Source organism: Micromonospora sp. NPDC127501, from assembly GCF_040302185.1.
GTDB lineage: Bacteria > Actinomycetota > Actinomycetes > Mycobacteriales > Micromonosporaceae > Micromonospora.
The window spans coordinates 193,897-206,245 of record NZ_JBEORJ010000008.1; the positions used below are offsets into that span (position 1 = coordinate 193,897).

At 71.0% G+C, this 12,349-nt stretch carries 12 protein-coding genes; 5 read left to right on the plus strand and 7 right to left on the minus strand.

Annotated elements, in window-relative coordinates:
- Nucleotides 1–12 precede the first annotated feature (12 nt).
- On the minus strand, nucleotides 13–537 hold the full coding sequence (locus ABTW72_RS20045) for a hypothetical protein (RefSeq protein WP_350860789.1): 525 nt from the start codon (nucleotides 535–537) through the stop codon (nucleotides 13–15).
- Nucleotides 538–750: 213 nt separating this feature from the next.
- On the opposite strand from ABTW72_RS20045, the gene ABTW72_RS20050 reads away from it, so the two are divergent.
- Nucleotides 751–1,995, plus strand: coding sequence for a L,D-transpeptidase (locus ABTW72_RS20050; protein WP_350860791.1), 1,245 nt, complete (start codon nucleotides 751–753; stop codon nucleotides 1,993–1,995).
- Nucleotides 1,996–2,051: 56 nt separating this feature from the next.
- On the plus strand, nucleotides 2,052–2,504 hold the full coding sequence (locus tag ABTW72_RS20055; protein ID WP_350860793.1) for an Rv0361 family membrane protein: 453 nt from the start codon (nucleotides 2,052–2,054) through the stop codon (nucleotides 2,502–2,504).
- Between the two features lies 1 nt (nucleotide 2,505).
- On the opposite strand, the gene ABTW72_RS20060 is transcribed toward ABTW72_RS20055, so the two are convergent.
- Nucleotides 2,506–2,688: a hypothetical protein gene (locus ABTW72_RS20060; protein ID WP_350860795.1), complete on the minus strand. Its 183-nt coding sequence runs from the start codon at nucleotides 2,686–2,688 to the stop codon at nucleotides 2,506–2,508.
- Nucleotides 2,689–2,764: 76 nt separating this feature from the next.
- Between ABTW72_RS20060 and ABTW72_RS20065 the strand changes: the two genes are divergently transcribed.
- Nucleotides 2,765–3,148: a MerR family transcriptional regulator gene (locus ABTW72_RS20065; RefSeq protein ID WP_350860797.1), complete on the plus strand. Its 384-nt coding sequence runs from the start codon at nucleotides 2,765–2,767 to the stop codon at nucleotides 3,146–3,148.
- Between the two features lie 229 nt (nucleotides 3,149–3,377).
- Here ABTW72_RS20065 and ABTW72_RS20070 read toward each other — a convergent pair whose 3' ends face one another.
- Complete coding sequence (locus ABTW72_RS20070) at nucleotides 3,378–4,472, minus strand: ROK family transcriptional regulator (protein WP_350860799.1); 1,095 nt, start codon at nucleotides 4,470–4,472, stop codon at nucleotides 3,378–3,380.
- Nucleotides 4,473–4,513: 41 nt separating this feature from the next.
- On the opposite strand from ABTW72_RS20070, the gene ABTW72_RS20075 reads away from it, so the two are divergent.
- Nucleotides 4,514–5,734, plus strand: coding sequence for an MFS transporter (locus ABTW72_RS20075; protein WP_350860801.1), 1,221 nt, complete (start codon nucleotides 4,514–4,516; stop codon nucleotides 5,732–5,734).
- Nucleotides 5,735–5,799: 65 nt separating this feature from the next.
- Here ABTW72_RS20075 and ABTW72_RS20080 read toward each other — a convergent pair whose 3' ends face one another.
- Together ABTW72_RS20080 and ABTW72_RS20085 are read right to left on the minus strand one after the other, a co-directional pair.
- Entirely contained in the window at nucleotides 5,800–7,128 is a 1,329-nt protein-coding gene (locus ABTW72_RS20080; protein WP_350860803.1) for an alpha/beta hydrolase, read from the minus strand.
- An 86-nt stretch (nucleotides 7,129–7,214) separates the two neighbouring features.
- Nucleotides 7,215–8,591, minus strand: a complete 1,377-nt coding sequence (locus ABTW72_RS20085) for a serine hydrolase domain-containing protein (protein WP_350860805.1) — start codon at nucleotides 8,589–8,591, stop codon at nucleotides 7,215–7,217.
- A 236-nt stretch (nucleotides 8,592–8,827) separates the two neighbouring features.
- On the opposite strand from ABTW72_RS20085, the gene ABTW72_RS20090 reads away from it, so the two are divergent.
- Nucleotides 8,828–10,204, plus strand: coding sequence for an FAD-dependent oxidoreductase (locus ABTW72_RS20090; protein ID WP_350860807.1), 1,377 nt, complete (start codon nucleotides 8,828–8,830; stop codon nucleotides 10,202–10,204).
- 43 nt (nucleotides 10,205–10,247) lie between these two features.
- On the opposite strand, the gene ABTW72_RS20095 is transcribed toward ABTW72_RS20090, so the two are convergent.
- On the minus strand, nucleotides 10,248–10,724 hold the full coding sequence (locus ABTW72_RS20095; RefSeq protein WP_350860809.1) for a heme-degrading domain-containing protein: 477 nt from the start codon (nucleotides 10,722–10,724) through the stop codon (nucleotides 10,248–10,250).
- 49 nt (nucleotides 10,725–10,773) lie between these two features.
- Entirely contained in the window at nucleotides 10,774–12,234 is a 1,461-nt protein-coding gene (locus ABTW72_RS20100) for an SDR family NAD(P)-dependent oxidoreductase (RefSeq protein WP_091406888.1), read from the minus strand.
- Nucleotides 12,235–12,349: the final 115 nt, after the last annotated feature.

The window sequence follows — 12,349 nt, forward strand, 5'->3', positions numbered from 1 at the left end:
CGGCCGTGTCGGTCAGCAGCGGTCGCGTGCCTTGCGCAGGAAGGTCTCCCGCGACACGACCTCCGTCGAGTTGTGTCCGCGCGGCGCCAACACCTCGTCCGGGCCGATCCGTGGCAGGTCCGCGAGGGTGAAGTCCACCGAGAGAGCCTCGCTGCGGCTTGACCCGTCGAGGGTGTAGGTGACCCCGGCCTGAAGTTCGGTGAGCAGTTCGACGTCCACCTCGGTCGCAGGGCTGTCGACAGCGTCGGCGACCTCCCAGCCCTCCGGCGGCTGACCCAGCAGCGCCACCTCGACGACCTCGCTCGCGGGCGGGCCGCCGATGCTCCACTTGATCAGGGACCGTTTACCCGGTTCACCCTTGTGGTCGTTCTCGAACACACGGAGATCGGCGTCCCGGTCGTCGCAGGTGACCAGCACGCCGACCGGCCGGCCGTCCTGGACGGCGAGAGCGACAATCGGCTGCTCCGCCGGCGAGCAGGCGGTCAGGACAAGGAGGGGGAGCGGGAGCAGAATCCATGGACGTCGTCTTCTGCGCATGTGGGCAGCGTTCCACGACGCCATCACGCTTCGATGCCCCGAGGATCACGAAAGGGAAGCGCAACCGCAGGGCCCGGACCCGCGCCGTGCCGCACGTTCCCACCTTCGTTGCGTGATTGTCGGAAACAGCGCAGGGCCCCGCCGACGCGGAGAGAATTGCCGCCACGGAGGCACGCGGAAGCCGGGGGACGTTCGATGGGTTTACGAAGGCGTATGGCGCTCGTTGCGGTGACCGTCGCGGCGACATCGCTGGTCCTCGGTGGGTGCACCACCGAGCGGAAGGCAGCCGTGCGTCCCGCCGAGCAGGTGGTGCCATCGCCCGAACTGACCCTCACGCCCGCCGACCTCTCCCGGAACGTGCCGCTCAGCGCAGAGGTGGTTCCGCTCGTCACGGGCGGAAAGATCACCGCCGTACGCATCGTCGACGACACCGGCACCCTGGTCGGGGCGGAGCCACGCGAGGACGGCTCGGCCTGGGTGCCGACCACTCCGTTGCGGCCGCAGCACACCTACACCGCGGTGGTGACCGCCACCGGCGACTCCGGGCGGACCACCACCCGCACCACCACCTTCACCACCGCCCCCGCGTCGACGAAGCCGCAGGTGACCAGCACCCTGTACTTCGCCGACAAGCAGACGTACGGCACCGCGATGCCGGTGACCATCGGCTTCGATCCGCCCATCGCCAGGGCGGCCCGCGCCGACGTGCAGCGTCGCCTGTTCGTCACCACGAACCCACCGCAGCCGGGCGCCTGGTCGTGGGTGGACGACGGCAGCCAGGTCTACTACCGGGCCCCCGACTTCTGGCGGCCCGGCACGACCATCAGTGTCCGGGCCGGCCTGGAGGGCCTGCCCATCGGCAGGAACCACATCGGTGACGCCGACCGCACCGCGACGTCCCGGATCGGACGGCAGGTGGCGCTCGAAGTCGACAACGCCACCAAGCAGATGCGCGTGCTGCGCGACGGCAAGCTGATCCGCAGGATCCCGGTCAGCCTCGGCAAGCGCAGCACCCCCACGTCCAGCGGCAAGATGGTGATCATGGAGAAGTACCAGAACACCACCTTCGACACGCGGGGCGAGCCGAACGGCGGCTACGTGGTGAACGTCAAGGACGCGCAACGGCTCACCTGGGGCGGCGAGTTCATCCACGGGGCACCCTGGTCGGTGGCGGATCAGGGACACCGCAACGTCTCGCACGGCTGCACGAACATCTCGGCGGCCAACGCCGACTGGTTGATGGGCGTCACCCAGGTCGGTGACCTGGTCACCTTCACCGGCACCGAGGTCCGGCTCCAGCCGGGCAACGGCTGGACGGCCTGGAACACCAGTTGGGGCCAGTTCGTCAAGGGCAGCGCACTGCCCGTACCCGCGGATCTGCGACCGGCCCCGGCGCCGTCCGCGCGTGCGGTCGCCGGTGGCGTGCCGACGCCGGGTCCGTCCGCCTCCGGAGGCTGAACCACCGGCGCCCGGCGGGCTCTCGCCGCTTGCCCGGCGGCCCTACCCTCCGGGCCATGACGTACGAGCCGATGATGGTTCCCGATCCGAGGCCCAACCGGACGCTTCGTACGGTCCTGATCGTCGTCGGCGCCCTCCTGGCCGTGTGCTGCGTCATCGGCACCTGCGTCGGCCTCTGGTTCTACCGCTCGATCAGGAACTCCGTCGAGCCGGCCGGGGCGGCCGCGACGGGGTTCGTCGACGACGTGCAGGCCGGCAACTACCCCGGCGCGTACGGGTGGCTGTGCGACCGGGTACGCGACGGGATGACGCAGGAGGAGTTCGCCCGGGTCCAGGCCGCCCAGTTGAAGATCAGCAGTTACGAGATCACCAACGTGAACGTCAACAACGTCAACGGGCGGCTGACCGCGACCGCCACCGTCGAGGCGGTGCAGGAGGCCACCGGTGCGAGGCTCACCCAGGGGCTGGCGCTGGTCAAGGAGGACGGCGAGTGGCGCGTCTGCCGGTGAGTCATCGCGTCGTCGCCGCATGGAACCCGCTCGGGTCGTTGGTCAGGCTCCACTCGGCTGCCTTGACCGCTTTGCGGTCCAACAACTGTCCGGCGAAGTGGCGGCAGATGCCACGGTTGGTGCCGGTGACCAGAGCGCCGGAGTTCCGCAAGTTACCTCCTGACAGTTTCAGGTCGAGCGGCATGCGAGCTACGGTAAACCTGACGTTCATGTGAGGGACAAGGCCGTGTGACTGGCGTTACCGGCCGGGGGAGGGGTCGATGCGGATCGGGGAACTCGCCACCAAGACCGGGGTGTCGGTACGAGCCCTGCGCTACTACGAGGAGCAGGGCCTCCTTTCTGCTGCACGCAGCGGTGGCGGCCAGCGCCACTACCTCGACGACGCGGTCGACCGGGTGTATCTGATCCAGATGCTGTACGCCGCCGGCCTGTCCAGCCGAACGATTCTGGACCTGCTGCCCTGCGTCGACGCGAAGGTCAACACACCGCAGTCGCGGGCCATGCTCCGCGCCGAACGCGACCGCATCGATCGGCAGATCACTCAGCTCCGGCAGGCGCGCAAGCGGCTCGACGAGGTCATCGCGCTCAGCGAGAGCCCAGCCAGCGGTTGCACCCGAACGGACAGCGACGCCTCGGTGGCGTAGGCCCCGTCGCCGACGGCGGGCCGCGTCGCGTTGGAGCCCGCGCTCTGGGTCGGGCTGAAATCGGTGCACCGCTTCGTCTTCCGCAACTGGCAGAAGATGGCGCTGTCACCACCCGCCACCCTCTGACCTCGTGGCGATCGGTGGCAGCTCAGCGGGGCGTCGCTCGGCGTGTCGAGCTGCTCAGCTGCCGACGATCAAGGAATCGCACTGACCCCCGGGCGGTCGGGGATCAGATCGGGGCCAGCTCCGGGATGCCGTAGTGCTGGTCGAGGACCTGCATGGCGGCGCCTGCGGCGATCACGTCCGCGCCGAGGCTGGACAGGGCCACAGTGGTGCTGAGCCAGTCCGCGCGCCGGGCGTCCGCCCCGACGGCCTCGGTGACCGCCGCGAGATAGGTCTGCGGGTGCCGGAGGAGGTCCGCGCCCGTCAGCACCACGTGGGCGAGGTCGAGGGTCTGGAGCAGGTTGACGACGCCGACGGCCAGCACGCGGGCGGCGTGTGCGATGTCTCCGGCCTCGGCGGCCCGGTGGTGCACGATCTCCAGGCACCCGTGCCGGCCGCAGACGCATCGGGGTCCGGTCAGGTCGACCACCGTGTGGCCGAACTCGCCCGCGTTGGTGTGCGCCCCCCGGTGGGCCGCGCCACCCAGCCAGAAGCCGCCCCCGATGCCGGACTCGACCATGATGAGGGCCGCGTCGCCGAACGTCGCACCGTGCCGCCAGGCCTCCGCCGTGATTCCCGCGGTGACGTCCTTGTCCAGGTGGACGGGGAGGCCGAGGTGTTTCTCGGCGATCTCGCGCAGCGGTACGTCGTGCCAGTGCCGCAGGCCGTGGGCGTCCCGGACCAGGCCGTTGGCGTGGTCGAGTGGGCCGATCATGCCGATGCCCAGCCCGGTGAGCCGGCTCCGTAGGTCGCCGAGGCCGGCCATCGTGTCGATGCCGACGCTCAGGGCGTCGAGGAGCTGCTCCGGGGTGAAGTCGCGGGGCAGTGGGCTGACCGCCGAGTGGCGTACGGTGCCGGCCAGGTCGACCAGGACGAGCCGCAGCGTGCGTCGGGCCACGTGGGCCCCGATCGCGTACCGGCTGTCCGGGACGAGTTCGTAGACGACCGCGGGCTTGCCGATGCCCGGGCGCCGGACGCCGGCGGGGCGGATCAGGCCGTCGGCGATCAGCCGGGCGATGACCTTGGAGACCGCCTGTGGTGTCAGGCCGGTGGCCTCGACCACTGTCGAGCGCTCGAACGTGCGAGCCGTGCGCCCCACCGCCATGACCAGGGCCTGGTTGTAGCCGCGGAGGAAGGTGACGTCGGCAGTGACGCGAGTCATCTCACCACCCTATTACGCAACGCTGTTGCTAAATTTTTTCGGTGATCGAGTTGAGTAGAGGTCGACGGTTGGCGGCGCTGGCCGCCCTGGCACTGGGCGGCGTCGCGGTCGGCCTGACCGAGTTCGTGGCGATGGGGCTGCTGCCCGACATCGCCCGCGGTCTGCTCCCGCACAAGTACGCGCAGTCGTCGTCGGACGCCGTCGCCCGGGCGGGCTGGATGATCACCGCGTACGCGCTCGGCGTGGTCGTCGGCGCGCCTCTGATCGCCGCGTTGAGCGCGCGCCTGCCCCGCAAGAAGCTCGTCCTCGGGCTGCTCGTGCTGTTCGCCGTCGGCACTGTCGCGTCCGCGCTCGCCCCCACCTTCGACCTGGTGCTGGTGGCCCGGTTCGTGGCGGCGCTGCCGCACGGCGCGTACTTCGGTGCGGCCGGTCTGCTCGCGGCGACCCTGTTGGGTCCCGGCAACGAGGCCCGTGGTTTCGCCACAGTGCTCGGCGGTCTGACAGTGAGCAACCTGGTCGGCGTACCCCTCATCACGCGGCTCGGGCAGGCCGTCGACTGGCGGGTCGCGTACCTGGTCATCGCCGGCTTCTTCGTGCTCACCCTGCTGGCGGTCCTGGCGGTCGTTCCGGAGGTCGCCGCGGCGGTCGACGGCTCGCCGGCCGCCGAGTTGCGGGCGCTGCGGACCTCGCAGGTCTGGCTGGTCGCCGCGACCGGCGCGGTCGGTTTCGCCGGCTTCTTCGCGGTGAACACCTACATCGCACCGGTCACCACCGACGTCACCGGCCTCTCCGCCGCGACGGTGCCGTGGACGCTGGTCGCGGTGGGTCTCGGGATGACCGTCGGCAACGCCCTGGGCGGCTGGCTGGCGGACCGCGACCTCCAGCGGAGCATGGTCATCGGTTTCGTGGCGATGATCGTGAGCATCGCCGTGTTCAGCCTCGTGGCGTCGACCCGCGTCGGTCTGTTCGTGGGCGCGTTCCTGGTCGGTGCGACCAGCCTGTATCTCGGTCCGGTCCTGCAGGCGCGCCTGATCACCGTCGCCCCGGGAGCGCAACTGATGGGCGCGGCGGTCAACCAGTCGGCCATGAACATCGCGAACAGCCTGGGCGCCGCGCTGGGCAGCGTCGCCATCGCCGCTGGATTCGGTTACCTCGCGCCGGCCCGGGTGGGCGTCGTCCTGGCGGTCGTCGGGTTGATCCTGGGGCTGGTCAGCTTCGCCGTCGGGCGACGCGTGCCCGAGCGGGTCCCGGCCAGCGTCTGACGAGTGCGAGCGGTGCCCCGGCCACCGTCTCCACCTTCGGTGGCCGGGCCGTGCGCGAGACGCGGTCAGAAGTCGTCCACGCTGACCGTCACCCGGTCGGTGCTCGATCTCCAGTTGGGCACGTTGATCACCTCGTGTCCGCCGCCGCGTTGGCCCACGGTGATCCGTACCAGGCCGAGGTGTGCCGGCGTCGCCGGGATGAAGACGTCCATGCCGGTGATGAAGGTCTGACTGAAGAACTCCGGCAACGGTGCCGTCAGGTCGGTGACGCCGTCGCTGCCGTCGTCGAAGGCGAAGATGCCGATCGTCCGCTTGGCGCGCGGTGTGTTCGCCGCGTTCAGGACATCCCTGCCGTTGATCCAGAGGTGGTCGCCGGCGTCGCCCTGGTCGCCCCACCACTCCTTCTGCCGTTGGATGGTGAGCGCCGTGTGGCGGTCGCTGGTCTCGACCAGGCCGCTGAGGCCCTCGCCCGGCTCGCTGGTCGCCAGGCGCAGGAACGAATCCGAGCGGAGAAACGGCTGGAAGTAGAAGTGGTGCGTCGCGGCGCCCGGGCGCACGATGGCGAACTCGTAGCGGACCGTGGCGAGCACCGGGAGAGGGCCGAAGGAGCCGTCGCCGCCGAGTGACAGCCGATGTGCGGGCCGGTGCGACAGTCGGCCGCCGGTCAGCGGGCTGACCGGGTAGACCTCGAGGGTCGCGCCGGTGACCCCGACGTTGCTCGGGAAGAGCACGGCGCGGCCGGAGACCCGGGCGGCGCCGAAGAGTTGCGGCACGATCCGCGTCGTGTGGGGCGCGCGGCCCCGGAGGAAGCCGAAGACCTCGGTGAACGACTCCGCCGACGACACGGTCTGGGTGTGCGACTGGTCCGGCAGGTGCACGTTGGTCGCGCCGACGACGGCGCGGGCCGGGTCACCCTCGCCCCAGATGGCGAGCGTGGGCACACCGCCCGGCGGGGAGGTCGCGGGACGTCCGTCCAGGTTGACGTAGTGCGCGACCCGGGCGGCACGCTCCGGCGAGCTGTTGAGATAGCCCTGCGAGACGAAGGTGCCCAGCGAGTGCGCGACGAGGTCGACCCGGTCCGCGCCGGTGGCCGCCAGCAGGCGGGAGATCCGTGCGTCGAGTCCCGCGTACACCTGGGGCAGGATCGTCGCGACGTTCGGGGAGTCGTACTCGTGGGCTTCGATGATGTCGATCGGGTACCCGTTGCTGGCCAGCCGTTTGGCCTGGGTCTCGAACTGGGCCGCCGATCCCGCGCTGCCGTGTACGAAGATCACTGGACGGTACGTCGGTGTGGCGGTGGCTTCGGCGGCGCGGGGAACGGCGACTGCGGACAGGCTGGCCGTGAGGGCGACCCCGGCCACCACGGAGAGCAGGCTCCGGAGAGATGTGTGCATCGATCCTCCACCTGGACGGACGAAGTATTTGCACTACTAGCGCAAGTATCGTGTCAGGGTGGGGCGCGACGGTCCACACCTTCCGGTCAGTTGACCTTTGTGGCGAGCAGGTCGCCGACGGCGGCGCGGACCGGGTCGGGGTTCGACCAGCTCCAGTTGGGGTGCGCGCGGTTGGTGAGCAGCGCCAGAACGAGTTTGCGGTCGGGCGCGACCAGCAGCGAGGGACCGGCGAATCCGGTGTGGCCGAAGGTCCGGGCCAAGGCGAGCTTCCCCATGAACCAGCTCTGGTCGAGGACGACGCCGAGGCCGTGCGCCGAGGTCCGGTTGGGTCGCTCGGGGTCGATGGCGGGTTTGCCGGCGTTGTGGTTGGTGAGCATCCGGCGCACCGTCGCCGCGGCGAGGATCCGCTTGCCCTGGTGGGTGCCCTCGTTGAGGAGCAACTGGCCGATGGCCGCGAGATCGGCCGCGGAGGCGAAGATGCCGGCGTGGCCGGCGATGCCGCCGAGGTGGTTGGCGACGTCGTCGTGGACGACGCCACGGAGCAGCCCCCGGGACGAGCGGGCGTCGGTGGCGACCAGTCGGCTGGCCTTCGCGGCGGCCGACAGCCAGCTGTTCGGGTTGAAGCCGGTGTCGCGCAGGCCGAGCGGGTCGGTCAGGTTGGTCTTGAGCGCCTGGTCGAGCCGCTGGCCGGTGACCTTCTCGACGATCTTGCCGGCGACCATGAGCCCGACACTGGAGTAGCGGAACGTGTTCCCCGGCACGGCACCGGAGACCAGCGGCGTGCCGAGCACGGCGTTCCAGCGGGCCGTGTTGTCGGGCAGGCCGGTGACCTTGGCGCCGACGGGAAGGCCGCTGGTGTGGGTGAGCAGCATCTCGACGGTGATTCGCTCCTTGCCCGTACCGGTGAAGGCGGGCAGGTAGTCGCGCACCGGAGCGGCGAGGTCGACACGTCCCTTGTCGACCTGCTGCAACAGCAGGATGGCCGTGTACACCTTGGTGACCGAGGCGAGGTCGAAGATGGAGTCCCGGCGCATCGCGACGCGCTGGTTCGCCGCGAGCAGCTTCGGGCCCGCCTCATAGCGCAGCGCCTCACCGACCGCGGTGTGCACAGTCATCTTCCCGCCCACCAGGACGAGAGCGACCGCGCCGGGGAAACCCTTGTGTTGCACGGTCTGCGGGGTCGCGGGCAGGTGCCGGTGGAGCAGGGCGGTCACGTCCTGCGCGTAGCGGGCCTGACGGACTGGTGGGTTACCGCCGACCGGTGCGTCCGGTGCCCTTGGCGGCGGCTCGAGGTCTCCCGCCGAACCAAATCCGGCTCGGTTGCCGGCGGCGCCCTTCCCGGTCGCCGCGTCGCCAGGGGCGGCCGCACCGGGGTTCGGCGCGCCGGTGGCGCCGCAACCGGTGAGGGCGGAGGTCGCGGCGGCCAGACCGGCCCCGAGCAGAGTACGACGCGCAACGGGCATGCCGCAGATCGTGACAGCCGGCCCGACAGCGCGCCACCTGACCCGTCCGAACGTCGGGCCCGTCCGGCCCATCAGTCAACACGTGGTCATCTGGCGGACACAGCCGGTTGCCGTTCCGGTGGTTGTGCGACGATCGGCGGGCAAAACGTCGAACGACCGTCCACCGGTCTGTCCGCGCACGGTCGCGGACAGTGGCCGGGGAGGGCACACACCCCGTTACCCCCTTGGAGAGCACGATGTCCCTCTCCCCGTCCCGGGTCTTCGCCGAGCTGAATGCGGCCCGACCCCCTGACCAGCCGTCCCCGACGATGGGCACGGCCGTCGTGGTCGGCGGCAGTGTCGCCGGTCTGCTGGCCGCCCGGGTGCTGTCCGACCACGCCGACACCGTCGTCATCATCGACCGGGACGACCCGCAGGTGACCGGCGCGCGGCCCGGCGTACCCCAGGGGACGCAACTGCACGCGCTACTGCCCGGCGGCCTCTTCCAGCTGGAGCGGCTGTTTCCCGGATTCCGCGACGAGGCACTGGCACGCGGAGCGGTCGAGGCGCCGCCCGCGGCCCGGCGCAACTACCTCGACGGGCGTCTGAAGGTCGTCGTCCCCGACGACGCCGACAGTCTGGCGGGCAGTCGCCCGCTGCTGGAGGGCCTGATCCGCCAGCAGGTGCTCCGACTGCCCAACGTCAAGACGATCACCGCCCGCGCCACCGGCCTCGTGTTCGACGGCACCGCGGTCACCGGCGTCCGCTGTGAGGTCGGTGGGGTGCCCGGTGTCGAACGCGCTGACCTCGTGGTGGACGCCATGGGGCGTTCCAGCAGGCTCTCCGACTGGCTGGAGCAGGCCGACTGGGACCGGCCGGTCACCCGGCGGATGACAGTGCACCTCAACTACGCGACCGCCCTGTTCCGCCGCCCGGAGGTCACCCCGGCCTCAACGGTCGTACTGGCCCTGAACACGCCGAGGATGGCGATGGACGTGGCCGGGGCCGCGTTCTTCGCCATCGAGGACGGCCGGTGGATGGCCATGATGGCCGGTTACGGCAACGACCGTCCGGGGCGTACCGCGGCGGACTTCGTCCGCCGCCTGCGCGAGCAGTTCCCACCGGAGTTCGGCGAGGTCGCCGACCAGGAGATGATCGGCGACGTCGAGACCTACCACCATGCCGACAGCCGACGACGGGACTTCCACGCGCTCAAGCGGTTCCCGGCCGGCCTGATCAGCGTCGGTGACGCCGTCGCGTCGTTCAACCCGGTGTACGGGCAGGGCATGACGGCGTCGGCCCTGCACGCGGCCTGCCTGTCGACGTACCTCCGGTCCGGCCCGGACCTGCGGGCGCCCGCGCGCCACTACCTCGCGTTGCAGAAGGTCGTGGTCGACGCCGCCTGGTCGCTCTCCACCTCGGCGGACCTGGCGTTGCCCCACGTCGACGGGCCCTACCCGCGCGGCTACCGGTTCTCCCGCTGGGCCAGCAGCCAGGTCATCGCCGCGACCGTCACGGACGTGGCGACCGCGCGGAAGTTCAACGACGTCGTCTCCATGCGCGAGCACCCGCACTCGCTGGCCCGCCCCGGCGTGCTCCTGGGCGCCCTGCGCGCCAACCGGCGCGCACGCTGAACAGGTGACCCGGCGGCCTCGCTACGAGGCCGCCGGGAACGCTCTACCGGGGGAGCTTGCGGAGGATGTCGACCACGAAACGGTGGTCGTCCAGCTGCGGCAGCCCGGAGACACCGACCCAGCCCACCACACCGGTGCCGCGCACGCGCAGCGGCACCGCGCCCCCGGCCGCCGCGTACCGCGCGGCCGGCAGGCCGTACCTCTCTGCCAGCGTCACCTGCTTGTCCTGGCACAGCCGGGCCATGTAGAGCGAGGAGTGCTCGAACCGCATCACCACCCGCCCCTTGCGGCGCAGCCACGCATCGTTGTCCGCCGTCGACCCCGGCAGGCCACAGTGGAACAGCTGCCGCCCGGCCCGCCACACGCCCACCGAGACCGGCAGCCGCTGCTCGGTCGCGGCGGTGACGGCGAGCATTCCCAGCTCGTACGCGTCGGTCTCGGACAGACCCGCGAGCTCCAGCTCGTGCTCCTCGCGCACCAGCTCGTCCAGCGTCGGCCACGATTCACGGTCAGCTGACATGTTCTTCTCCTTCGTGGTGCGGGGCGATCATCCTCGTCGTGCGGGGCGATCACCAGGCGCAGGGCGCGTAGTCCTTCAGGAAACAGCCGTACAGATCCTCGCCCTGCTCGCCGCGGACGATCGGGTCGTACACCCGGGCCGCGCCGTCGACCAGGTCCAGTGGGGCGTGGAAGCCCTCGTCGGCCAGCCGCATCTTCGTCGGGTGGGGGCGTTCGTCGGTGATCCAGCCGGTGTCGACGCTGGTCATCAGGATGCCGTCGGTCAACATCTCCTCGGCGCTGGTGCGGGTCAGCATGTTCAGCGCCGCCTTGGCCATGTTGGTGTGCGGGTGCCCCGGCCCCTTGTAACCGCGGCCGAACTGGCCCTCCATCGCCGACACGTTCACCACGTACTTGCGGCGGGCCGACGCGGCGGCCATCACCGGACGCAACCGACTGACCAGTACGAACGGCGCGGTGACGTTGCACAGCTGCACTTCGAGCAGCTCGACCGGGTCCACCTCCTGGACCCGCTGGACCCAGCTGTTGACCGAGTCGAGGTCGGGCACGAGACCGCCGGCGTCGATGGCCGTGGACGCCGCGATCCGTTCCGGCGAGGCCGAGCCGCTGGTCAGCGCCAGCGCGGTGAGCGCGTGCGGGGTGAGCGCCGTCGACTGTGGCCCGGCGGTCAGGCTGCCCACCGGGCCGCCCTGCCCGTCCGGCTTGGCGAACGTGATCAGCTCCGGCAGCGGGCCGTCCGGCAGGGCCGCGGCCTCCGCGGCGATGAGCTGCGCGTACGCCCCGGGGGACCGGCGGACGGTCTGCGCCGCGTTGTTGATCAGGATGTCCAGGGGGCCCTGGCTGCTGACGTCGTCGGCGAGCGCGATCACCTGGGCGGGGTCGCGCAGGTCGATCCCGACGATGCGCAGCCGGTGCAGCCAGTCCGCGCTGTCGGGCATCGCGGCGAAGCGGCGGACCGCGTCGTGCGGGAACCGGGTCGTCACCGTCGTGTGCGCGCCGTCGCGCAGCAGCCGCAGCGCGATGTACATGCCGATCTTGGCCCGGCCGCCGGTGAGCAGCGCACGCCGGCCGGTCAGGTCGGTGCGGGCGTCGCGGCGCTCCCGGTTCAACGCGGCGCAGGACGGGCAGAGCTGATGGTAGAAGGCGTCCACCTCGCGGTAGCGCTGCTTGCAGACGTAGCAGCCGCGCGGGTTGTGCAGGAAGCCGGCCGTCTCGCCCGCGACGGAGGACGCGAGTGGAATGCCCTGTGTCTCGTCGTCGATGCGCCCCGGAGCGCCGGTGGCGGTGGCCTCGGTCACCGCGCGGTCGGCGGCGAGGATGGCGTCCCGCCGCTCCTCCCGCCGCCGCTGCTTGATCACCTTGTAGAGCCGGGCGGTGGCCCGCTGCACCTGCACCACGTCGGGGTGGTCGGAGGGCAGCGCCTCCAACGCCTCGAAGACGCTGAGGCAGGCCTCCAGCCGGCTTCGGTCAATACCTTCTTGACCGTTTTCGGTAATGTTGTCCACCGTCATGCGTCGTTGTCTCGTCCCGTATCCCGTGCCGGCTCCAGCCGACCCGCCCCAAGTCCGACCCGAAACGGTACGCGCCTCACGGCCTCCGACGCACCTCGCGGCCACTCGGCGTGGT